This window comes from Vibrio toranzoniae, assembly GCF_024347655.1.
GTDB lineage: Bacteria > Pseudomonadota > Gammaproteobacteria > Enterobacterales > Vibrionaceae > Vibrio > Vibrio toranzoniae.
This window is the reverse complement of record NZ_AP025514.1, coordinates 1,926,502-1,949,508: the sequence shown is the minus strand read 5'-3', so window position 1 is coordinate 1,949,508 and position 23,007 is coordinate 1,926,502. Positions and strand designations below refer to the sequence as shown.

Genomic DNA, 23,007 nt, shown 5'->3' with positions numbered 1-23,007 from the left:
GGCAGAAAAGCGTTTGTGGTCTAAAAGCTTTGTTCTACGTTCTAGCTATTCACCTGTTCGTTTTTCAATCTCACGAACTTTCCGGTGGCACTATATTGGAAGCGTTTGCGGTGCGTTAGTCACTTACTGGTTCTAACATTGTTGTTAGTTCTTTGGTGCGTTTTCTTTTTCTTGGCGGCTCATTTCGCTAACAAATGGCTTGGTCATATTTGGTTGTCAGGCTGGTCGAACGAATCCTTTGCCAGTTAAAGCGCTTCAAACCGTGGTTATTTGTGGTATGTCGCTTCTTAGTCAAGTACGTTTTGTCGGTTGGGTTTTAATTCTGAGCTGCCCGTTTTACTTTTGTGTTCAAAGCCAGTAGTTTCATAACCAATTCAGCACCTTGGCGCTAAACCTCTGGCTTTCTCGCGGTGGCAAACTAACAAAGCGCTTAAGACAGATTCGCAACGCGTGGCATTTTTAGTATGCGTTGATTTATGTATTTAAGGTGTTATGCGGTGGCTTCGTATTACGTTGCTCACTACTTAGCTTAGCGTTAGTTTGCAAAAGGCAGAAAAGCATTTATGGTCTAAAAGCCTTGTTCTGCGTTCTAGCTATTCACCTGTTCGTTTTCCAATCTCACGAACTTTCCGGTGGCACTATGTTGGAAGTGTTTGCGGTGAATGAGTAGCTTACGGGTTCTAACATTGCTGCTAGTTCATTGGTGCGTTTTCTTTGTCTTGGCTGTTCATTCGCTAACAAATGGCTTGGTCATATTTGGTTGTCAGGCTGGTCGAACTAATCCTTTGCCAGTTAAAAGCGCTTCAAACCGTGGTTGTTTGTCGTGTGTCGTTTCTTAACCAAGTGCATTTTGTTGGTTGGGTTTTAATTCTGAGCTGCTCGTTTTACTTTTGCGTTCAAAGCCAGTAGTTTCATAATTAATTCAGCATCTTGGCGCTAAACCTTGGTTTCATCGCGGTGGCAAACTAACAAAGCGCTTAAGGCAGATTCGCAACGCGCGGCATTTTTAGTATGCGTTGATTTATGTGTTTAAGGTGTGATGCGGTGGCTTCGTATTGCGTTGCTCACTACTTAGCTTAGCGTTATGTAACTTAAATATGCTTCCGGTTTACATGATGCTAATTTTCAATTTCTTCTTATACCATTTTAAATAAGTAGGGGTGCAGATGTTTCGATTCATAATGGCTGTTTGCTTAATTTTCATTAGCTGTCCTAGTTTTAGTTCAATAGAAATAAATGGTACATACAAGCAATACATTGAAGATGGTGTTTATTCAACGCTTGTTGTTGAAAGAAAGGACCAAAGTAGTGTTTTTATATCAATGAATTGCCAAAATGGAACGCCAAATTTCAACTCAGGAATGGTTAAAAGAACACTTTTAAAGTTAAATAACAATACTGTTCGTTATAATAAAGCTCGCTTTGATGATGAAGCTTGTATAATTGATATAGAGTTTACTGAAAATAAAGCTAAGGTTTCTCAAATTGCAGGTTATGGAGTGATCTGTGGTTTTGGCATGAAAGTAATATGTGATGGAGTATTTACAAAAAAGTAGTACTAATTTGACTGTTTGGGTGTTTTATTGCATAACGAAGCGGTCAGGCTAATGGGTTGCACTCGCGTGCTGGCAATGTAGAAAGTGTGGCAATCTTAGACTTTTAGTTTTATTAAGGGTTGGTGGGGAAAGGTGGGCTAAGCACATAACAAAGCATTTAAGAGTGATTCGCAACGCTTGGCAGTTTCGCTTCGCTCAAGTATAGCCAAGCGTCGCTCACACCTTAATGCGGCGTTAGTTTGCAAAGGGCAGAAAAGCGTTGGTGGTCTAAGAGCGTTGTTCTACGTTCTAGCTATTCACCTGTTGGTTTGCTAATCACAGGAACTTTCCGGTGGCACTGTATTGGAAGCGTTTGCGGCGAGTGAGTCACTTACTGGTTCTAACATTATTGCTAGTTCTTTGGTGCGTTTTCTTTGTCTTGGCGGCTCATTCGCTAACAAATAGCTTAGTCACATTTGGTTGTCAGGTTGGTCGAACGAATCCTTTGCCAGTTAAAGTGCTTCAAACCGTGGTCATTTGTCGTATGTCGCTTCTTAGTCAAGTGCGTTTTGTTGGTTGTATTTAAATTTTGAGCTGCTTGTTTTACTTTTGTGTTCAAAGCCAGTACTTTCATAGCTAATTCAGCATCTTGGCGCTAAACCTCTGGTTTCATCGCGGTGGCAAACTAACAAAGCGCTTAAGACGGACTAACAAACGCTCGGCATTTTTGGTTTGGTTAAGCTGTGTGTTTAAGGTGTTCAAATTTAGTAGGGTGGCAGGTTTGTTAGCCACTTAGCTTAGCGTTAGTTTGCAAAGGGCAGAAAAGCGTTTGGAGTCTAAAAGCCTTGTTCTACGTTCTAGCTATTCACCTGTCCGTTTTCCAATCTCACGAACTTTCCGGTGGCACTATGTTGGAAGTGTTTGCGGTGCGGTAGTCACTTACTGGCTCTAACTTTTCGTAATGGTTCTTTTGCGCGTTTTCTTTTTCCGGACAGATGATTTGTTAACAAATGGCTTGATCACACTTGGTTGTCAGGTTAGTCGAATGAATCCTTTGCCAGTTAAAGCGCTTCAAACCGTGGTTATTTGTGGTATGTCGCTTCTTAGCCAAGTGCGTTTTGTTGGTTGGGTTTAAATTCTAAGCTGCTCATTTTACTTTTGCGTCGAAAGCCAGTAGTTTCATTGCTAATTCAGCACCTTGGCGCTAAACCTCTAGTTTCATCACGGTGGCAAACTAACAAAGCGCTTAAGGCAGATTCGCAACGCGTGGCATTTTTAGTATGCGTTGATTTATGTGTTTAAGGTGTTATGCGGTGACTTCGTATTGTGTTGCTCACTACTTAGCTTAGCGTTATGGGCAAGGAGATAAAATGGAACTTATTCACTTAGAAAGTACGGATGATCTATATCAAGATGCCTTGGATTTACGGTACGACTTGTTCTTTCGAACTCCTGGTCTTCCTCGAGAAATAATGTTTGATGGGCTTGAAAGCAGCAGTCTTCATGTTGCAGTAGTAAATAATGGTTCATTGTGCGCATATGGCAGACTAAGCGAAGAAAGCCCCCGACGATTTAAGATTTCTCAGATGGTCGTCCGCCCGAGTATGCAAGGTCAGGGCTTAGGCACTAGAGTTCTAACAAAACTGACACATGAAGCACTCGAAAAGGGTGCTGAAGAAATATACTTAAATGCTAGGCTACATGCCGTATCAATGTATGAAAAATTGGGCTTTCAGGCATCAGGTCAATCTTATGTGGCTAAGAGCACTGGCGTACCTCATATCAAGATGATCAGGCGCGTCTAAATTGCCCATAACAAAGCGTTTAAGACGGATTCCCAACGCATGGCGTTTTCAGCTTTCTTCCGTTTAAGTGTTTATGTCACAATGGTTTAGGTAGGGTAGTAGGCGTTGCTCACCACTTAACGCGGCGTTATACGCCACTAGCTAATGGGTGATAGAGATATGATTTTTAAATGGATTTGTGTAATCGGATGTATAGCTCTATTAATTTACAGTTGTAGCCGAAAACAAGACATACAAGATGACTGTTTTCAATCATTCTCCATATTGGCAACTGATTATTTTGGTACAAATGAGCCTCAAATATGGAAAATTATCGGAAAGAATGTTGGTGACGACTTTCTAAAAGAGAATGAGATTTTGGGCTATGTAGTAGAGCGTGATTTTAGTTCTTACATGGAACCTCTTGCTAATAAGGAAATACTTAAGTTCACAGGTCGTGTATATAAGTTTTGGCCGAGTTGGCCACAAAAACACCTTGGTGGCGGTCGTAAGAATATTCAATATGAAGTTCTTATTGACCATGGTAAGTACTTGGTTCTTGATAAAAGATCTAGAAATAAACACATCCCCTTAGTTGAAAAACGCTGTGATTTTTAGCGCACAGGCGTATAACAAAGCATTTAAGAGTGATTCGCAACGCTTGCCGTTTTCGCTTCGCTCAAAGTATAGGCAAACGCTGCTCACACCTTAATGCGGCGTTAGTTTGCAAAGGGCAGAAAAGCGTTTGTAGTCTAAAAGCCTTGTTCTGCGTTCTAGCTATTCACCTGTTCCTTTTCCAATCTCACGAACTTTCCGGTGGCACTGTATTGGAAGTGTTTGCGGTGAGTGAGTCACTTACTGGTTCTAACATTGTTGCTAGTTCTTTGGTGCGTTTTCTTTGTCTTGGCGGCTAATTAGTAAACAAATGGCTTGGTCATATTTGGTTGTCAGGTTGGTCGAACGAATCCTTTGTCAGTTAAAGCGCTTCAAACCGTGGTTGTTTGTTGTATGTCGCTTCTTAGCCAAGTGCGTTTTGTCGGTTAGGTTTCAATTCTGAGCTGTCCGTTTTACTTTTGCGTTTAAAGCCAGTAGTTTCATAATTAATTCAGCACTTTGGCGCTAAACCTCGGGTTTCATCGCGGTGGCAAACTAACAAAGCGCTTAAGACAGATTCGCAACGCGTAGCATTTTTAGTATGCGTTGATTTATGTGTTTAAGGTGCTATGCGGTGACTTCGTATTACGTTGCTCACTACTTAGCTTAGCGTTAGTTTGCAAAGGGCAGAAAAGCGTTTGGAGTCTAAAAGCCTTGTTCTACGTTCTAGCTATTCACCTGTTCGTTTTCTAATCTCACGAACTTTCCGGTGGCACTATGTCGGAAGTGTTTGCGGTGAGTCACTTACTGGCTCTAACATTGTTGCTCATTCGTTGGTGCGTTTTCTTTGTCTTGGCGGCTGAGGTGTTTGTAAATAGCTTGGTCGCACTTGATTGCCAGGTTAGTCGAACGAATCCTTTGCCAGTTAAAGCGCTTCAAACCGTGGTTGTTTGTCGTATGTCGCTTCTTAACCAAGTGCATTTTGTTGGTTGGGCTTAAGTTCTGAGCTGTCCGTTTTACTTTTGCGTTTAAAGCCAGTAGTTTAATAGGTAATTCAGCACCTTGGCGCTTAACCTCTAGTTTCATCGCGGTGGCAAACTAACAAAGCGCTTAAGACGGACTAACAAACGCTCGGCATTTTTGGTTTGGTTAAGTTGTGTGTTTAAGGTGTTCAAATTGAGTAAGGTGGCAGGTTTGTTAGCCACTTAGCTTAGCGTTATGAAGCTAATATGAATATACCTAAACTTGTTAGTTTTGCTATTTTTCTTGGTTTAATTGCTATGGCTGTGGGATTACTTACATTTACACTAAGCTGGAATCTGTGGGGGTTTTTTGGTGGACCACTACCTGGATATCAAATATTTCTATTTCCTGGTAATTTAACTCTTATTTATTTTTGGCATCCGATATTTACCGAAGAAGTTAATTTCTGGCCAAAACTATTTATGTTATTGTTCGGTCAGCTTTTAATAGTAACCAGTTGTGTTTTAGTTATTACTTTTTTAAAAGGAGTTGTTTGCACAAAGCTTCATAACAAGGCATTAAAGTCGGACTTGTAACAGTTTGCTCGGTTCCGCTTCGCTTCACATTTTAGCCAACTATTACAAGCCGCTTAATGTGGCGTTATAACTACGTGGCATTTTTGAACTCCCTCGAAGTAAATTCTTACTGTTTTGCATAGTAAACTAGTTGCTCTTAGCTTATTGGTTTTACAATGCCAATTAGGAGTGGATATGTTCAAGTGCCCAAACTGCGCAGAGCCCTTGACTGTGAGGGATAAGTTAAAATTCATCCCTGGCAAACTAATAAAATGCAAAAAGTGTTCTCACGAGTTAAAGCTGTTCAAGGTCTATTATTATGCTACCTTTTTTATTGCAGCTTCGGGTAGTTCCCTTTTTGTCAATCAATTCGGACTTAACGAATTAAATGCAGCAGGATTAACGTTTGCGTGTTGTTTTTTGTGGTTTATATGTCAACCAATTAGGAAAGCGTAGTTATAACAAAGCGTTTAAGACGGATTCCCAACACTCGGCATTTTCGGTTTGATTCAGCTTTAGTGTTTACGGCACAATAGTTTAGGTAGGGTGGTAGCGTTGCTCACCACTTAACGCGGCGTTAGTTTGCAAAGGGCAGAAAAGCGTTTGTGGTCTAAAAGCGTTGTTCTACGTTCTAGCTATTCACCTGTTCGTTTTCCAATCTCACGAACTTTCCGGTGGCACTATGTTGGAAGCGTTTGCGGTGAGTGAGTCACTTACTGGTTCTAACATTGTTGCTAGTTCTTTGGTGCGTTTTCTTTTTCTTGGCAGCTAATTTGTTAACAAATGGCTTGATCATATTTGGTTGTCAGGTTGGTCGAACGAATCCTTTGTCAGTTAAAGCACTTCAAACCGTGGTTATTTGTAGTATGCCGCTTCTTAGCCCAGCGCGTTTTGTCGGTTGTATTTGAGTTCTGTCGTTTTCAATTTTACATCTGCGTCGAAAGCCAGTAGTTTTGTAACCAATTCAGCACCTTGGCGCTAAACCTCTGGTTTCATCGCGGTGGCAAACTAACAAAGCGCTTAAGGCAGATTCGCAACGCGTGGCATTTTTAGTATGCGTTGATTTATGTGTTTAAGGTGTTATGCGGTGGCTTCGTATTGCGTTGCTCACTACTTAGCTTAGCGTTAGGAGATTCAATGGTTTCGTATCAACAAACAGAAGATTTATCAGCTTCGGCTAAAATCACTTACTTAAACATGCGTTCATATTACGAGCATTACTCTGTTGATTGGGATTGCTCAAAAATAGAAGCTCAAATCCATGATTTAAATAACTTCGATATTCTGTTTAATGGTGAGGTTGTTGGGGCAATTCGTTTGGCGTTTGATAACGATGGTTGTTACATCCGTGACTTGCAAGTCAGCGAAAAATGCCAAAATCAAGGTATTGGTGCGTTAGCACTTTCTGAATGTGAAAGGTTAGCCATTAAATCAGGCTCTATTCGACTTAGGTTACGTGTATTTAAAATTAGTCCAGCTTTCCACCTCTACAAAAGAGTTGGATTTGTAATTGATAGCGCAGACGAGAGATTTTATAGCATGTCGAGAACAATCTCCTAACAAAGCGTTTAAGACAGATTCCCAACGCTCGGCATTTTCGGTTTGCTTTGAATTTAGTGTTTACGGCACAATGGTTTAGGTTCGGTGGTTTGCGTTGCTCACTACTTAACGCGGCGTTAGTTTGCAAAGGGCAGAAAAGCGTTTGTGGTCTAAGAGCGTTGTTCTACGTTCTAGCTATTCACCTGTTCGTTTTCCAATCTCACGAACTCTCCGGTGGCACTATGTTGGAAGCGTTTGCGGTGAGTGAGTCACTTACTGGCTCTAACATTGTTGCTAGTTCTTTGATGCGTTTTCTTTGTCTTGGCGACTAATTTCGTTAACAAATAGCTTGGTCGAACGTGGTTGTCAGGTTGGTCGCACGAATCCTTTGTCATTTAAAGTGCTTCAAACCGTGGTTATTTGGTAAGCGTCTTTAAATCGACTCATTCAATCCTTTTAATAAACGTCGTAACCTTTAACTTTTATCGTTAAAGGTACTCGAAAATGTCTCAGCATAGATCTCAGCAAGAATGGCTACGCCTTGTTCAGAAGTATTACAATAGTGAGCAGTCTGCCGCTCAGTTTTGTTTAGAGCACAATCTTCATCCAAAAACATTTGATAACAACCGTCGCAAACTACACCACTTAGTCAACCTGCCTAAAAAACGAGAAGATTCACTTTCTGAATTCGTTGTTGTTGAAAAAACAGCCATGCTAAACACCAAAACCGAGCAACTGCCTCCCTCTACGTTACCTACGGAATTACGCCTTGAAGCGGGAGCATGCTCTCTTCATGTACCTCGTGATGTAGCACCTCAGTGGCTCGGTCTTCTATTGAAGGAGCTTGCTGTTGTATGAAAATGTTCCCTGATATCTCTGTTATCTATCTCCACAAGGCGCCCGTCGATTTTAGAAAGGGCATTAACGGCTTGAGCTTTATTGTTGAACAGAATATGAACCTTAATCCCTTCTCTGAAGCGCTATTTGTCTTCTCTAATCGCACGCGGGATAAGCTCAAAGTTCTCTACTGGCAGCGTAATGGCTTTTGCCTCTGGCAAAAGCGACTCGAAAAAGACAAGTTCGCTTGGCCAAGAAAAATGCCAGGGAAAACCCTCTCATTAACGGAAGAGCAGTGGCATTGGTTGCTTGATGGGCTCGATATTGAAAAAATGAAACCCCATCAAACATTGAATTACCAAAGTCTTAATTAAATTAAAAAATAATAGCGTATAAGGAACTTTCGCGGCTCTCTGCGATCTTCCTTATATGCCAAATAAAAATAAAGAAGATGAGCTAGCGCTCTTACGTTCAAAAGTGACTGAGCTTGAATCTACGGTACTCACACTTCGCCAATCTCTAAGCGAGAGCGAATTAACCATCCAATCGCTGGTTGAAAAACTCAACCTAGCGCGGCGTAAACGCTTTGGTAGCAGTAGTGAAACCCTGCCCCCTCAGGACTTAGAGTTCAATGAGGCGGAGACTCATGCCGATACGATAGGTGAAGAGGAAGCACCCGATAATCCGAATGATGACGCTTCGGAAGCGGAAAACACTTCATCCGAGACAAAACGTCGTGGTCGCCCAAAGCTTCCCGAAGACCTGCCACGAGAGCGAGTCGTGGTGGACATACCAGAATCAGAAAAAACCTGCTCGTGTTGTCAGTCGATACTCTGCAGGATGGGGCAAAGCACCAGTGAAAAACTGGTGTATATCCCGGCCAAGTTGTATGTCGAAGTCACTGAAAGACCCAAATACGTCTGTCGTCAATGTGACGCGTTAGGAGAGAAGAGTGTTGTTGCAATGGCTCCACCGCCAGCATCGATTATCCCGAAAAGCATCGCGACTCCCTCTTTGCTTGCGCAAATTATCACGAACAAATACCACTATGCCCTGCCTCTCTATCGTCAAGAATCGCTGTTCAGACAATATGGGCTAGCGCTCAGCCGAAAAACGATGAGTCAATGGATACTGCGTTGCGCTGATAAGGTAGAGCCGTTAATCGCCTTACTGAAAGAAACCCTCCTTGCTCAAGATGTTCTGTTCGCGGACGAGACCACGTTGACCGTGCTCGATGACGAAAGAAAGAAAAGTTACATCTGGTTATATGGGTGTGGTCCAGACCGGGGTGGTAATGCGCAATCCCCTGGTATCGTCTTGTTCGACTATCAGGAAGGGAGTCGGGGGCATCACTGCCCTCAATCGTATCTGTCAAACTACACTGGATACCTTCATGTTGATGGGTATAAAGCGTATGAAAAGACAGAGGCGAAGTTGGTGGGTTGCTGGGCTCATGCAAGACGCAAGTTCATAGAGGCAGAGCAGAGCCAACCAAAAGGCAAGCAAGGAAAAGGGGGTAAAATCCAGTGGGCAGTGAGTTGGTTCCAAAAGCTCTATCGTGTTGAACAAGCACTCAAAGATAAGACGAGGGAAGAGCGATATGTTACCCGCCAATCAAAGACTCAGTCTCTGCTCAATGAATTCAAGGCGTGGTTAGATAAATCGGTCACTCAGGTGCCCCCTAAAAGTAAATTGGGTGAGGCGATTAGCTACAGTCTCAATCAATGGTCGAAGCTAGTAAGAGTTATCGATGATGGCCGGTTAAGCATGGATAATAACCGAGCGGAACGTTCAGTACGTCCGTTCACGGTAGGACGGAACAACTGGTTGTTCTCAAAGACTCATAATGGAGCCCGCGCCAGTGCAGTGTTGTACAGTCTTATCGAAACCGCGAAGGCTAACGACTGTGAGCCGTATGAGTACCTCGAATACGTGCTACGAGAAATCCCGAAACTGAAGAGTGAGGATGACCATGGTCATCTTCTACCTTGGAAAATGCCAAAGACGGAATAGTCCGCCCCTACAGAATACCGCTCAGAATGACAGATACCGCCTTAGTTGGCGGTATCTGCGTAGATATTAGAAAGTCAATGAGTCGGTTCGTAGACGCTTACGTTATTTGTGGTATGTCGCTTCCTAGTCAAGTGCGTTTTGTTGGTTGTATTTAAATTCTGAGCTGCCCGTTTTACTTTTGCGTTTAAAGCCAGTACTTTCGTAGCTAATTCAGCACCTTGGTGCTAAACCTCTGGCTTCATCGAGGTGGCAAACTAACAAAACGCTTAAGGCAGATTCGCAACGCGTAGCATTTTTACTATGCGTTGATTTGTGTGTTTAAGGTGCTATGCGGTGGCTTCGTATTGCGTTGCTCACTACTTAGCTTAGCGTTATACGATTTTACGGGGATATCGAATGGAAACAAATCAGTATGTTCTCAATGGTAAATTTGAAGTACTGACAATTGCCAAAGAAATGAAAATGTCTCATTGGGTATACTCGCCGATTATCCGAGAGGTTTGCAGCGGAAAGGTTATTATGAGCTTGGAATCTACTGGTTGGGACTTACGTAAAGCTGCAGAATCAAAGGGGCGTATTGTACTTCACTTAGCTCAATATCCTGACGGTAGAACTGAGTATTATGTAGAAGTTGACCCAATAAACTCTAGAGCTATCATCTTAGGAAAAAAATATCCTTTATCAAGTTTAGAAAGTACTTTGGAATCAATCGTATAACAAAGCATTTAAGAGTGATTCGCAACGCTTGGCAGTTTCGCTTCGCTCAAGTATAGCCAAGCGCCGCTCACACCTTAATGCGGCGTTAGCTTATTTGAGGAAAATATGGACTTTATCATAACAGTATTAGGATCTTCGGTTGCAGTGTCTGCGTTAGCTTTTCTGTCGAAGAATCTGATAATTACAAGACTAACAAACGCAGTAAAACATGAATATGACCAAAAGTTAGAGGAAGTAAAAGCAAGTTTGAAAGCTGAAAATGACAAATTAGTAGCAGAACTAACATACCTTTCTGATTCAAAGCTCCAGCGGAGTGCGGAAGCAAGAAAAATCAAGCAAGACTACTACCATATGTTTTTAAATGCGGTATCAACAAAGTTTTCGTATTTGAATGATATGGAATCAGAAAAGGCGGTAAGGGCTAATCAAAAGTTCTGCATTGAGTTCAATCGTTTACCTTTGTATGCATCACAGGAAGTTGTCGAGTTTGTAAATAATTTTGCCGCTGGAGGAAAGGCTCCAAATTTTGCTGAATTGTACGATTTGATACGGAAAGACCTTTGCTCAGATGAGTATGAGAGTTTTAAAAATCTAACGAAATTTAACTTTCAAGTACCAAATAAGATCATAAGCTAACAAACAATTCAACAGTGATTCGCAACGCTTGGCGCTCTCACTTCGGGTTGAATTTAGTGTTTACGGCGCAGTATTCAAGTTCAGTGTATGCGCTGCTCACACGTTAATTGGGCGTTATGCCGATGCGGAAAAAACAAGGAGTCAATTATGGCTAAAGCATTAAAAATAATAGAAAATTTATACGTCAACATGGATACGGTAGTTGAGTTCCTTGTGGATGATAACTCATTGAGGCTAACTACTAATGCGCACCCCGAACTTGCATTTTATCAGATAGCTCTGGAAGGCTCAGATGCATACGGCGAGATATTCGTATCAGTAAATGAACTACATCGAATTAAAAGAGAGTTGGGTAGTTTTATGGGTGTGGAACTTCATACCGAGAAAGATGATGAAGATTCAAGTTCAGAATCGACTGAAACTGAAGTAGCTGAATAGCGAAAGAGTAATCATCCAGTCGTGAGATTTGGCATAACAAAGCGTTTAAGACAGATTCCCAACGCATGGCATTTTCATTCCATCGTTGGGTTTTGTGTTTACGATGGTATGGTTAAGTTTCGTGGTAGCGTTGCTCACTACTTAACGCGGCGTTATGCGACTAGGAGGAATGCGTGAAAAAGTCGAATCTAATCATATTGATAATAGCGTGCGGACTTGGTTATTTCGCCTATGATAGATATGTCGTACAACCCAAAGAGCTGAACTTTGTGTCAGAGCGTATGTTGACTCAAATTGCTATTAAAGAACAATGGTTTGATGCGCTTGAAGGTTTGAGGTCTTTACCAAATGGTTCAGCTAGTTTAAGTCATGAAATTGAATCAGCGTTTAAAGATAGCGATACAGCCTATGCGAAAGGCAAAATTATCTATATGAGTGAAACGACAGAAGTTTGCAAGGTTGTGGACTTCAAATTTCGTTACGGTTCATTGAACGACTACGAAATCTTTTCTCAATCAAACTGCGTACATTGAAAGTCGCATAACAAAGCGTTTAAGGCGGATTCACAACGCTCGGCATTTTTAGTTTGAATCAGCTTTAGTGGTTACGACACAATGGCTTAGGTTTGGTGGTTAGCGTTGTGCGCCACTTAACGCGGCGTTAGTTTGCAAAGGAGCAGAAAAGCGTTTGTGGTCTAAAAGCCTTGTTCTACGCTCTAGCTATTCACCTGTTCGTTTTTCAATCTCATGAACTTTCCGGTGGCACTATATTGGAAGCGTTTGCGGCGAGTGAGTCACTTACTGGTTCTAACATTATTGCTAGTTCTTTGATGCGTTTTCTTTGTTTTGGCAGCTAATTTGCTAACAAATGGCTTGGTCATATTTGGTTGTCAGGTTAGTCGAACGCATCCTTTGTCAGTTAAAGCGCTTCAAACCGTGGTGATTTGTGGTATGTCGCTTCTTACCCAAGTGCGTTTTGTCGGTTGTATTTAAATTCTGAGCTGCCCGTTTTACTTTTTCATTTAAAGCCAGTAGTTATTGTAAATAATTCAGCATCTTGGCGCTAAACCTTTAACTTCATCGCGGTGGCAAACTAACAAAGCGCTTAAGACAGATTCGCAACGCGTGGCATTTTTAGTATGCGTTGATTTATGTGTTTAAGGTGTTATGCGGTGGCTTCGTATTGCGTTGCTCACTACTTAGCTTAGCGTTAGTTTGCAAAGGGCAGAAAAGCGTTTGTGGTCTAAGAGCGTTGTTCTACGTTCTAGCTATTCACCTGTTCGTTTTCCAATCTCACGAACTCTCCGGTGGCACTATGTTGGAAGCGTTTGCGGTGAGTGAGTCACTTACTGGCTCTAACATTGTTGCTAGTTCTTTGATGCGTTTTCTTTGTCTTGGCGACTAATTTCGTTAACAAATAGCTTGGTCGAACGTGGTTGTCAGGTTAGTCGAACGAATCCTTTGTCAGTTAAAGCGCTTCAAACCGTGGTTATTTGTGGTATGTCGCTTCCTAGTCAAGTGCGTTTTGTTGGTTGTATTTAAATTCTGAGCTGCCCGTTTTACTTTTGCGTTTAAAGCCAGTACTTTCGTAGCTAATTCAGCACCTTGGTGCTAAACCTCTGGCTTCATCGAGGTGGCAAACTAACAAAGCGCTTAAGGAAGATTCGCAACGCGTGGCATTTTTAGTATGCGTTGATTTATGTGTTTAAGGTGTTACGGTGGCTTCGTATTGCGTTGCTCACTACTTAGCTTAGCGTTATATCTAATTTACATCACACATTCCGACTGTATGTATATACATGCTTCTGTGCTGGTATATTATTCTCTAGTTTTTTAGTGATAGAGTTATAAAATGACCAAGTACCTAGAATCTGGCATCAGAGAGTTAGTTGAGGAATTTCAATCAAATGGCAAATTTTGCCCTTCAGCACAAACAATTGCTGATCGTCGGGCTGGCTATGTCGGTAGTACCATATTAGCTGGTGAGAGCCCTAAAATTGCAAGCGAATACTTAGATGTAATTAATAGTATTCCGGTTAAGATTTACAAGCCTACAGATGAAGTGAACTTACCTATAACGGTCTACTTTCATGGAGGTTGTTTCATCAGTGGTGGCTTTGAGACACATGATGCTCAGCTAAGACAAATTGCTCTTCTATCCAACTCGATAGTTATTTGCATTCAATACAGGTTAGCGCCTGAACATGCTTATCCAGCAGCACACGATGATGTCTACCAAGCTGTACTTGGCATTAAGGCGCAAGCGTATAAGTATGGTGGTGATTCAGAGCATTTAGTCTTTATTGGTGATAGCGCAGGAGGGCAGTTGGCTTTGGCGACGACGCTTAGGCTAAAAAAACTAGAACAGTGGTTGCCTCGTCAGCAAATTCTTATTTACCCAATGCTGGATCCAACAGGTAATTCGCAAAGTTACAGAGAAAATGGTTCAGACTATGTTATAACGGCAAATATGCTTCTTTCTGGCTTCGAGTTATACGCGAACTGTAGCTCTAAAGACATTACTGAACCAGAGCTTAACCTTTTAAACAGTGACTTTAGCGGTTTGCCTATCACAACTATTATTACCGCAGAGTTTGACCCACTACGCGATGAGGGTGAGCACTTATACAAGTTGATGCTTTCACAAGGCGTTGACGCTTACTGTGAACGTTATTTGGGTGTAATTCATGGTTTCTTTCAGTTGTCTGGTGTGTGTAATTCGGCAAAACGTTGTATCGCTGCAATTTCAAACCAAATAAAAAATTAGATATAACAAAGCGTTTAAGCCGGATTCCCAACGCATGGCGTTTTCGGCTTATTTTGGTTTTAGTGTTTATGTCACAATGGTTTAGGTTGGGTGGTTAGCGTTGCTCACCACTTAACGCGGCGTTAGTTTGCAAAGGGCAGAAAAGCGTTTGTGGTCTAAAAGCTTTGCTCTGCGCTCTAGCTATTCACCTGTTATTTTCTCAATATTTGTCATCGAAACAGACATCTCGCGTAGCTTGTTTTTCGGTCAATTGGCCGCCGTGTTATTCATTTCTTTCGTGTCGGTAAGGTTCATTTCTCAACGTTCTTGTGCGCTGTTTCTTTGGTTTTGAAAGGTCGTCAATAAGCAGCGAGGTTGGGTGTGTTTGGCTGTCAGGTTTAGCGAAAGTCTTCTTTAGCCAAGTACGTTTTGGTGGTTAGATTTGAGTTCTGTTGTTTTCAATTTTACATCTGCGTTCAAAGCCAGTAGTTTTGTAGCTAATTCAGTACCTTGGCGCTAAACCTTTCGCTTTATCGCGGTGGCAAACTAACAAAACGCTTAAGTCGGACTAACAAACGCGCGGCATTTTCAGTTCGGTTTAGTTGCGTGATTAAGGTGTTCAAATTGGGTGAAGTGGCAAGTTTGTTAGCCACTTAGCTTAGCGTTATATGTTTTGGTCAATTTAGGATTTTTACAATGCTGAAGCTAAGAAAAGCAGAGGATCATGATTTAGATCTCATCTATTTAATGGGCTTCGATGTATGGGGCGACGGTCTTTCTTATGAGGAGTACTTAGTTGGTTGTCGTAACAGTGAAAAATACTTAGCGGGTACTTGGTACGTATTGGTTGAAAAGGATCAAGTTCTATCATCTCTTATTGTTTATAGCGGCATGTTCGATCTTAAAGAGGGCTCTTTTGGTATTGGCTCTGTGGCTACACCTCAAGAACTAAGGCACCAAGGCTATGCGTCAAAGTTGGTTAACCTAGTCAAATCTGAGTTATTTGATAGGAACCATTGTAGGGCTTTGTACCTACATAGTGATATTGGACAGCAGTTCTATATGAAGCTTGGTTTTGTCTGTATTCAGGGCTCTGACTGCATGATCTACACAAAGGAACCAGTGGCTTCTAATGAAGTAATACCAGCATACTTTTAGCTTTGAGTTTTACATATAACAAAGCGTTTAAGACAGATTCTCAACGCTTGGCATTTTCGGTTTGAATCGGCTTTAGTGTTTACACCACAATAGGTTAGGTTCAGCGGTGGCGTTGCTCACTACTTAACGCGGCGTTAGTTTGCAAAGGGCAGAAAAGCGTTTGTGGTCTAAGAGCGTTGTTCTACGTTCTAGCTATTCACCTGTTCGTTTTTCAATCTCACGAACTTTCCGGTGGCACTGTATTGGAAGCGTTTGCGGTGCGTTAGTCACTTACTGGTTCTAACATTGTTGCTAGTTCTTTGGCGCGTCTTCTTTGTCTTGGTGACTAATTTCGCTAACAAATGGCTTGGTCACACTTGGTTGTCAGGTTAATTGAATGAATCCTTTGCCAGTTAAAGCGCTTCAAACCGTGGTCATTTGTCGTATGTCGCTTCTTAGCCAAGTGCGTTGTGTTGGTTGGGTTTAAATTCCGAGCTGCTCGTTTTACTTTTGTGTTCAAAGCCAGTAGTTTCATAATTAATTCAGCATCTTGGCGCTAAACCTTTGGTTTTATCGCGGTGGCAAACTAACAAAGCGCTTAAGACGGACTAACAAACGCTCGGCATTTTTGGTTTGGTTAAGTTGTGTGTTTAAGGTGTTCAAATTGAGTCAGGTGGCAGGTTTGTTAGCCACTTAGCTTAGCGTTAGGCTTATAGGAGATTATCGTGACAGATAAGAAACTGGAAAGATCGGAAGAGTTCATTATTCATGATTTAGCAGTATTGACCGATAGTGATAAATGGAAAAAGTACTGCCGAGTTACGGCTAATGCAATGAGTGTTATACCTTGGGTCGGAAGTATTCTAGCGTCTGGTGCCGCGGCTCATGGTGAAAAAAGCCAAGGGCAAGTAAACGCACTCTATGAAGAATGGTTGCAAGTACACAAAACCAAGATTGAACTGTTGGCTAAATCGCTCGACGAGGTTACCGACCGCTTAGAGTCTATACCCGAAGAATTTGAAGCTAGAATCCAGAGTGAAGAATATTTAGGTTTAGTTCGTCGCGCGTTTAGATCTTGGGATACCTCTGATACAGCAGAGAAACGGCAATATATAGTAAATTTGATCTCTAACGCAGCCTCATCAAATATTTGTCCTGATGACCAGATTCGATTATTCAATGATTGGCTTGATACTTATCATGAAATTCACTTTAAGGTTATTCGTTCTATTTATCAGAAACCTGGGATAACACGGTTAGGTATTTGGCAATCTGTAAGTGATATCGTGCCTCGAGAAAATAGTGCAGAGGCAGATCTTTTCAAACTATTAATCAGAGACTTAAGTACTGGTAGTGTTATTCGGCAGTTTAGACCAACAAATATGCAAGGGCAGTTTGTAAAACAAACTCGCACAACAAAACGTTCTGGTTCTGGCAGTAGCACAATGGAGTCAGCGTTTGAAAATACTAAGCAATATGAGCTTACAGAGCTTGGCTCTCAGTTCGTTCATTACACAATGAACCAAGTAGTAAAAAGGCTGGAATCATAAGCCTAACAAAGCATTTAAGAGTGATTCGCAACGTTTGGCAGTTTCGCTTCGCTCAAGTATAGCCAAGCGTCGCTCACACCTTAATGCGGCGTTAGTTTGCAAAGGGCAGAAAAGCGTTTGTGGTCTAAGAGCGTTGTTCTACGTTCTAGCTATTCACCTGTTCGTTTTCTAATCTCACGAACTTTCCGGTGGCACTATGTTGGAAGCGATTGCGGTGAGTGAGTCACTTACTGGTTCTTACATTGTTGCTAGTTCTTTGGCGCGTTTTCTTTGTCTTGGCGGCTCATTCGTTAACAAATGGCTTGGTCATATTTGGTTGTCGGGTTGGTCGAACGAATCCTTTGCCAGTTAAAGCGCTTCAAACCGTGGTTGTTTGTCGTATGTCGTTTCTTAGCCAAGTGCGTTTTGTCGGTTGGGTTTGAATTCTGAGCTGTCCGTTTTACTTTTGTGTTCAAAGCCAGTATTTTCATCGCTAATTCAGCAACTTGGCGCTAAACCTTTGGTTTTATCGCGGTGGCAAACTAACAAAGCGCTTAAGACAGATTCGCAACGCGTGGCATTTTTAGTATGCGTTGGTTTAAGTGATTAAGGTGGCATGCGGTGACTTCGTATTACGTTGCTCACTACTTAGCTTTACGTTAGCTGTATCCACAATAGTGTTGATATTTTCTTTAGAGTAGGTGTATAAATCTTAATGTAAGGTTATTGAATAATGGTATTCCTACTAGTTTGGTTGGCTATTTTTGTTTTTTCAATCAAGCAAATTTCTAATGCAACACGACGAGCATACCGCATTAGAGTGAAAAGTAGCTCGAATGGGTGGAAGACAGTTTTGTTCTCTATATTGGCTCACCTGTCCTTTACTCAATTATTTAGCTTCCCTGTAACTGTTTGGATTTACTGGGTATTTCCAGTATTAAATGTTTTGTTTGTTATACATATACTCTTGATATTGGATTTGGTTCTAGACCGTTATAGTGTGGTTGATACTGCTCGTTTTACTCGTCATTCGATCGTACCTTTCTTAGCATCGGTAACTGGTTTTACGATATTGCTTTACTACTCGGTTCATCTTAATGACGCGATCTTTAGCGGAATCTGTATTACTGCTCTCTCGATAGGTTTGACTGGATTTCAAGTAACCTATCGAAATTCAAAGTAAGCTCATACAGCTAACAAAGCGTTTAAGACAGATTCCCAACGCTCGGCATTTTTAGTTCAAGTCAGCTTTGGTGTTTAAGGTGGCAAGGTTTTAGGTAGGGTGGTGGCGTTGCTCACTACTTAACGCGGCGTTATATCGCTTCAAAGAAAGGTTAATTATGAAGGGTTCTATTATTCGATGGGTTGATGACCGAGGTTTCGGTTTTATCAGTTCTGATGATTACCAAGGCGATATTTTCGTTCATATATCGAAGTTTAAACAAGGTTTTAGACGTCCTCGAATTGGTGATAGCGTTGAGTTTCAAGTGGAATTAAAAAACGGCAAACCAAATGCACATTTAGTCTCGTTAGTGGGTGTTGAACCTGATAAGGGTCTTAGTAAATCGCCATCAGTACTAACAGTAATACTAAGTGGTCTAATAATTGGTGCAATTTGTTACATCACTTACAGCAAGCTATTTACCGCTCCCGTATACGAAAATATGGGTTTTGCATGTGAAGGCAAGACTCATTGCAGTCAAATGGTGTCATGCAATGAGGCTAAGTTCTATTTAGCTAATTGTCCAAATGTAAAAATTGACGGAAACCATGATGGTGAGCCTTGTGAAATGCAACTGTGTAACTAATGAGATCGCGATATAACAAACAATTTAAGAGTGACTCCCAACGCGTGGCGATTTCACTCCAATTTGAATTTTGTGTTTACGGTGCAATGGTTTAGCTTGGGTGTCATAGCGTTGTCGCACCTTAATTGGGCGTTATAAGAAAAGGCAAACAATGGGCGAAACTAAAAAAATTCACTGTAACAGCTGTAATCGAACAACGAATCACACAGCTAAGAGTTCCCATACAAAAATCGTATATTTTGATGAAGATGATGGTTGTGTGGATGAAAGTTCACCTTTAGAGGAATCTGAATATACGTTTTGGGTTTGTATGGGTTGTGATTCTGCTTGCTTAGAAGATAAAGATACATGTGCTGGTATGAATGATGGGTTTGAGCAAGTGTATGTGTCTAGCTTTTATCCAGAACATACTTTTAGCCATCGCAATCCTAAAAGCTTTTGTTACATCAAAGATGAACTTCAGGATTTATATCGAGATATTGTTACTTCGTTTAGGTACGATCTAGCAATTCCTACTGCAACAGCCATACGAACATTGCTCGAAGCGATCTGCATAGACCAAGGTATCACTGATGATATAGCTTGGAAGTTTCATATAAAAATAGAAAAATTAAACGATATCTTAGGTATGCCCAAAAGAATTACTGAAGGGCTGTTAACTCTAAAATTCATGGGTGATAGTGCCGCACATAAATTGATTTCGCCCCAAAGAAAGGACTTGTCTTTAGCAATAGACCTGCTAGAAGCATTGATGCTTCATTTGTATGAAGCAAAATTTGATCTTGAAAGTAAATCAACTCAAATGCATAAGTCCTATAAGTGATTTTTCTTATAACAAACAATTTAAGAGGGATTCCCAACGCTTGGCATTTTTGTTTCTACTTCAATTTTAGTGTTTATGGCACAATGCTTTAGGTTGGGTGGTAGCGTTGCTCACCCCTTAATTGGGCGTTATGCGTACTAATCAAAAACTCACTTCACATGTTTATTTATACAGTTGTCTTGTGTATGCTCCGAATGTAATAAAAGGAGATGTACATCATGACAATAACATACGAAGCAAAAGTCCCTAGCCCGTCAGAATTTTGCGAAATGAGAGTGAAGGCTGGGCTGTCTCCAAAGTCGTTAAAAGCTGCCACTATTGCTTTGCCAAATAGCTTGTACGCTATCTCGGTTCGAGATGATGATGTGCTAATTGCTATGGGGCGGGTAGTTGGAGACGGCGCATGTAACTTTGAAGTCGTGGATGTTGCAGTTGATCCGAACTATCAAGGCCAAGGGTTAGGCCGGAAGGTCATGGAGCATATAGATAACTATTTGTCGTCGGTTGCTCTTGAAGGCTCTTATGTTTCAATGATCGCAGATGAGCCAGTGTTTTACGAGAAATTAGGGTACAAGCTTGTTTCTCCATCCAGCCAAGGAATGACGAAGAAATTTAAGCCGCACGCATAACAAAGCGTTTAAGGCAGATTCGCAACGCTCGGCATTTTCGGTTTGATTTGAATTTAGTGTTTACGGCACAATATTTTAGGCGTGGTGGTCGGCGTTGCTCACTACTTAACGCGGCGTTATGTGACCAGTTGGAAAAGTCGATAGGTCCATAATGTTAGAGAATTTAGAACTATGTTATTGGTATAAGGTGTTGTATGAAAAATCAAATGTTTGAACACTGGCAAAAAGTAAGAGAACAGGGTTTTCTCGCTTGGATCTTCAAAAGTTGTTTCTTGATAACTACGTTCTACATCATTTTCAATGTGCTCTTTCAGTACTCATCATCACCGTCGGAAACTCTTTTCGAGTATTTAAGTGAACAAGTTCTTAGTTATTTTATTTTTTCAGCATTTATGTTCTTTGTGTATTGGGGAATTTGGCTGCATCGAGAATCAAAATATCAAAAAGAGTCAAAACGTAGAAATGTCACATAACAAAGCGCTTAAGGCAGATTCGCAACGCGTAGCATTTTTAGTATGCGTTGATTTATGTGTTTAAGGTGTTATGCGGTGGCTTCGTATTACGTTGCTCACTACTTAGCTTAGCGTTAGTTTGCAAAGGGCAGAAAAGCGTTTGTGGTCTAAGAGCCTTGTTCCACGTCCTAGCTATTCACCTGTTATTTCCCAAAGACTTTTCATCGAAATAGGCATCTCGCGTAGCCCGTTTTTCGGTTAATTGGCTCTCGTGTCATTCAATCCTTTCGTGTTAGTAAGGTTCACTTCTCAATGTTCTTGCGCGCTGCTTCTTTGGTTTTGAAAGTTAAGCGGGCACTTTGAAAGATGGTGTTTGTGGCTGTCGGCATCTACGAAAGTCTTCTTAGCTAAGTACGTTTTGTTGGTTGGGTTTGAATTCTGAGCTGCCCGTTTTACTTTTGTGTTCAAAGCCAGTAGTTTCATAATCAATTCAGCATCTTGGCGCTAAACTTAGGCTTCATCGTGGTGGCAAACTAACAAAGCGCTTAAGACGGACTAACAAACGCTCGGTATTTTTGGTTTGGTTAAGTTGTGTGTTTAAGGTGTTCAAATTGAGTCAGGTGGCAGGTTTGTTAGCCACTTAGCTTAGCGTTAGGCATCAATATTACGGAGATATTATGGTTCAGTGGGTTATTGATAATAAAGAATGGGTATTCAGTGGGATAGGGGTAAGTATTACCACATTGATTTTTTCTTTGTTTATAAGACGTAAGAAAAAAGAAACGACCATCATCGAAAATTTTCAAGTTGGTGGGGAAAACTCTACCAATTATCAATCGAAAGGCGATATGTACTTCGGTGGTAAAGATGTTCAAAAAAGAAAATAATAACTTCCAAGTAGGTGGCGATAATGCCACCAACTATCAGGCAGCGGGTGATATCATAGTAAATAATGGTATTAATCAAGCTGAATTGGAAAAGTACATTTCATCTTTAACTGTGCCTCAAGTGTGTAGTGATGACCTTCTTATTAATCACTATGTATGTCAGGATTTTTCAAGCCTTTATGAAATCTCATTTCGAGATTATCGAAGATTTCCTCTCACCAATGTTCGATTTCTTAACAATCAGGTAACTCAGTCGCTATTTGATATCATCCAAAGTCATTCTCTATCGGATAGAGACGTAATAATCAAATCTGAAAACTATAGAAGCGTTGAGGCATATTGTGAGCAATTCGACAACGTAACTTTTCCTAGAGGAACATCTAGCCCATTTAAGTATTACGAAGTACTACGAGATATTGATACTAAAGAATTAGAAGACCTTTCAAGAGAAGATGGTTTGTTAAAAATCATGCTAACGCATAATTTGCATCAAAAAACTTGTGTTGCAAAAGCTGTTGGATATGAGCATGGTTGCTGGGGAATCCCACTGCTTGAAGAAATTATAACTAGACCGTTGTGGGGAGCTTTCACCGCAATAACGAATGTAAGCGAAGACACAATTGTCCTTGAATCAATTGAGTGCGATTATCTATTAAACAACGGGTTCACTTTGCTTTCTGATACTAGAGAGCCAAAATCTATAAAACTCCCTCCAGTCCCGATACCAAAAGACACAACATTAGTTATCCCAGTTGCTTTAGTTTTGCCACAGCTTGGTCCGGTTGTTAGTCGAAGCCGATCATCATATTGTGGTGAAGAGGGAGAACGAGTTCAGGTTTTACAGCATGGCTCTATTTCAATCGACTACGAAGACACGTATGTTTATGGGGACTCGCTATTAATAAACACTGTTAACTATAAAAAAAGCAGTAAACACTTGATCCAGACTGTTCAGAGCTTAGATTTCGATAATTTGCTAAGTTACGATATGCATTGGCAAATAGGCTCTTGTCCTCACTTATTTATCAATGACGGTGAGTTAAAGTATGTTCGAGAGGTAATTGCAAGTTGCCAGAATGTCATTGGTACTGACAAGTATGTTGTACCAATAGATATTGGTGAGCTCATAGTGTGTGAGTTGGAAGACGAAACTACCTACTTTGAATGTATTTACGTGAATGGGAACGAGCTATTCTCAGACATCAAGTTAGAAAAAGGAGAGCAGCTTGTAGTGCCTGTTTCCAAGGGCGATTGCGTCACATTTATAGGTAAATATGTTCCATATGGGTTACCTTCAACTGAACGTTCGCAATCATTAACTCGTGCTCAAGTAATTAATCAGTTCTTATTGACACAAAATGCCTAA

The 23,007-nt window shown here is 41.1% G+C and carries 26 protein-coding genes; 24 read left to right on the top strand and 2 right to left on the bottom strand.

Features of this window, described 5'->3' with window-relative positions; translation table 11 throughout:
* Nucleotides 1-1,166: 1,166 nt before the first annotated feature.
* The 3 genes from OCU50_RS08610 to OCU50_RS08600 all read left to right on the top strand — a co-directional run bounded on the left by OCU50_RS08610 (nt 1,167) and on the right by OCU50_RS08600 (nt 3,937).
* The gene (locus OCU50_RS08610; RefSeq protein ID WP_060467981.1) at nt 1,167-1,556 is read left to right on the top strand and encodes a hypothetical protein; all 390 of its coding nucleotides are present in this window, start codon (nt 1,167-1,169) and stop codon (nt 1,554-1,556) included.
* Nucleotides 1,557-2,905: 1,349 nt separating this feature from the next.
* Nucleotides 2,906-3,340, top strand: coding sequence for a GNAT family N-acetyltransferase (locus tag OCU50_RS08605; RefSeq protein WP_060467980.1), 435 nt, complete (start codon nt 2,906-2,908; stop codon nt 3,338-3,340).
* 159 nt (nt 3,341-3,499) lie between these two features.
* Entirely contained in the window at nt 3,500-3,937 is a 438-nt protein-coding gene (locus OCU50_RS08600) for a hypothetical protein (RefSeq protein WP_060467979.1), read from the top strand.
* Nucleotides 3,938-4,726: 789 nt separating this feature from the next.
* On the opposite strand, the gene OCU50_RS08595 is transcribed toward OCU50_RS08600, so the two are convergent.
* Complete coding sequence (locus tag OCU50_RS08595) at nt 4,727-4,999, bottom strand: hypothetical protein (RefSeq protein ID WP_065311204.1); 273 nt, start codon at nt 4,997-4,999, stop codon at nt 4,727-4,729.
* Nucleotides 5,000-5,142: 143 nt separating this feature from the next.
* On the opposite strand from OCU50_RS08595, the gene OCU50_RS08590 reads away from it, so the two are divergent.
* The 14 genes from OCU50_RS08590 to OCU50_RS08525 all read left to right on the top strand — a co-directional run bounded on the left by OCU50_RS08590 (nt 5,143) and on the right by OCU50_RS08525 (nt 15,534).
* The gene (locus OCU50_RS08590) at nt 5,143-5,472 is read left to right on the top strand and encodes a hypothetical protein (protein ID WP_060469658.1); all 330 of its coding nucleotides are present in this window, start codon (nt 5,143-5,145) and stop codon (nt 5,470-5,472) included.
* A gap of 1,116 nt (nt 5,473-6,588) precedes the next feature.
* The gene (locus tag OCU50_RS08585) at nt 6,589-7,011 is read left to right on the top strand and encodes a GNAT family N-acetyltransferase (protein WP_060469656.1); all 423 of its coding nucleotides are present in this window, start codon (nt 6,589-6,591) and stop codon (nt 7,009-7,011) included.
* 89 nt (nt 7,012-7,100) lie between these two features.
* Nucleotides 7,101-7,322, top strand: a complete 222-nt coding sequence (locus OCU50_RS08580; protein WP_060469655.1) for a hypothetical protein — start codon at nt 7,101-7,103, stop codon at nt 7,320-7,322.
* A gap of 172 nt (nt 7,323-7,494) precedes the next feature.
* Nucleotides 7,495-7,848 (top strand): IS66 family insertion sequence element accessory protein TnpA, encoded by a 354-nt coding sequence (tnpA, locus tag OCU50_RS08575; protein WP_055451982.1) that lies wholly within the window; start codon nt 7,495-7,497, stop codon nt 7,846-7,848.
* Nucleotides 7,845-8,201: an IS66 family insertion sequence element accessory protein TnpB gene (gene tnpB / locus OCU50_RS08570; RefSeq protein ID WP_016769320.1), complete on the top strand. Its 357-nt coding sequence runs from the start codon at nt 7,845-7,847 to the stop codon at nt 8,199-8,201. Before tnpA ends, tnpB begins: the two co-directional genes overlap by 4 nt.
* Nucleotides 8,202-8,256: 55 nt before the next feature.
* Entirely contained in the window at nt 8,257-9,840 is a 1,584-nt protein-coding gene (gene tnpC, locus OCU50_RS08565) for an IS66 family transposase (RefSeq protein WP_016769319.1), read from the top strand.
* A 26-nt stretch (nt 9,841-9,866) separates the two neighbouring features.
* Nucleotides 9,867-9,995 carry a hypothetical protein gene (locus tag OCU50_RS08560; protein ID WP_261809195.1) on the top strand — a complete coding sequence of 43 codons (129 nt, stop codon included), beginning with the start codon at nt 9,867-9,869 and terminating at the stop codon, nt 9,993-9,995.
* 241 nt (nt 9,996-10,236) lie between these two features.
* Complete coding sequence (locus OCU50_RS08555) at nt 10,237-10,557, top strand: hypothetical protein (protein ID WP_060469819.1); 321 nt, start codon at nt 10,237-10,239, stop codon at nt 10,555-10,557.
* Between the two features lie 105 nt (nt 10,558-10,662).
* Nucleotides 10,663-11,193 (top strand): hypothetical protein, encoded by a 531-nt coding sequence (locus tag OCU50_RS08550; protein ID WP_060469820.1) that lies wholly within the window; start codon nt 10,663-10,665, stop codon nt 11,191-11,193.
* A gap of 147 nt (nt 11,194-11,340) precedes the next feature.
* The gene (locus tag OCU50_RS08545; protein ID WP_060469821.1) at nt 11,341-11,631 is read left to right on the top strand and encodes a hypothetical protein; all 291 of its coding nucleotides are present in this window, start codon (nt 11,341-11,343) and stop codon (nt 11,629-11,631) included.
* 173 nt (nt 11,632-11,804) lie between these two features.
* A complete protein-coding gene (locus OCU50_RS08540; RefSeq protein ID WP_153011343.1) occupies nt 11,805-12,164 on the top strand; it encodes a hypothetical protein in 360 nt (119 codons plus the stop codon).
* Between the two features lie 619 nt (nt 12,165-12,783).
* Nucleotides 12,784-13,035, top strand: a complete 252-nt coding sequence (locus OCU50_RS08535) for a hypothetical protein (protein WP_157769194.1) — start codon at nt 12,784-12,786, stop codon at nt 13,033-13,035.
* A gap of 447 nt (nt 13,036-13,482) precedes the next feature.
* On the top strand, nt 13,483-14,397 hold the full coding sequence (locus OCU50_RS08530; RefSeq protein WP_060469818.1) for an alpha/beta hydrolase: 915 nt from the start codon (nt 13,483-13,485) through the stop codon (nt 14,395-14,397).
* A gap of 675 nt (nt 14,398-15,072) precedes the next feature.
* Nucleotides 15,073-15,534 carry a GNAT family N-acetyltransferase gene (locus OCU50_RS08525; protein WP_060469817.1) on the top strand — a complete coding sequence of 154 codons (462 nt, stop codon included), beginning with the start codon at nt 15,073-15,075 and terminating at the stop codon, nt 15,532-15,534.
* A 334-nt stretch (nt 15,535-15,868) separates the two neighbouring features.
* Here the strand turns inward: OCU50_RS08525 and OCU50_RS20755 are convergent, their stop codons facing one another.
* Entirely contained in the window at nt 15,869-16,048 is a 180-nt protein-coding gene (locus OCU50_RS20755) for a hypothetical protein (protein ID WP_060469834.1), read from the bottom strand.
* 190 nt (nt 16,049-16,238) lie between these two features.
* On the opposite strand from OCU50_RS20755, the gene OCU50_RS08520 reads away from it, so the two are divergent.
* The 7 genes from OCU50_RS08520 to OCU50_RS08485 all read left to right on the top strand — a co-directional run bounded on the left by OCU50_RS08520 (nt 16,239) and on the right by OCU50_RS08485 (nt 23,007).
* Complete coding sequence (locus OCU50_RS08520) at nt 16,239-17,063, top strand: hypothetical protein (protein WP_060469806.1); 825 nt, start codon at nt 16,239-16,241, stop codon at nt 17,061-17,063.
* A 196-nt stretch (nt 17,064-17,259) separates the two neighbouring features.
* Nucleotides 17,260-17,415, top strand: a complete 156-nt coding sequence (locus OCU50_RS08515) for a hypothetical protein (protein ID WP_157769195.1) — start codon at nt 17,260-17,262, stop codon at nt 17,413-17,415.
* A 967-nt stretch (nt 17,416-18,382) separates the two neighbouring features.
* On the top strand, nt 18,383-18,850 hold the full coding sequence (locus OCU50_RS08510) for a cold shock domain-containing protein (RefSeq protein ID WP_060469807.1): 468 nt from the start codon (nt 18,383-18,385) through the stop codon (nt 18,848-18,850).
* A 151-nt stretch (nt 18,851-19,001) separates the two neighbouring features.
* The gene (locus tag OCU50_RS08505) at nt 19,002-19,673 is read left to right on the top strand and encodes a DUF4145 domain-containing protein (RefSeq protein WP_060469808.1); all 672 of its coding nucleotides are present in this window, start codon (nt 19,002-19,004) and stop codon (nt 19,671-19,673) included.
* A gap of 218 nt (nt 19,674-19,891) precedes the next feature.
* Nucleotides 19,892-20,302, top strand: a complete 411-nt coding sequence (locus OCU50_RS08500) for a GNAT family N-acetyltransferase (RefSeq protein ID WP_054963648.1) — start codon at nt 19,892-19,894, stop codon at nt 20,300-20,302.
* 1,129 nt (nt 20,303-21,431) lie between these two features.
* Nucleotides 21,432-21,641 (top strand): hypothetical protein, encoded by a 210-nt coding sequence (locus tag OCU50_RS08490; protein WP_060469803.1) that lies wholly within the window; start codon nt 21,432-21,434, stop codon nt 21,639-21,641.
* Nucleotides 21,622-23,007 carry a hypothetical protein gene (locus OCU50_RS08485; RefSeq protein ID WP_060469802.1) on the top strand — a complete coding sequence of 462 codons (1,386 nt, stop codon included), beginning with the start codon at nt 21,622-21,624 and terminating at the stop codon, nt 23,005-23,007. The genes OCU50_RS08490 and OCU50_RS08485 overlap by 20 nt, the downstream gene beginning before the upstream one ends.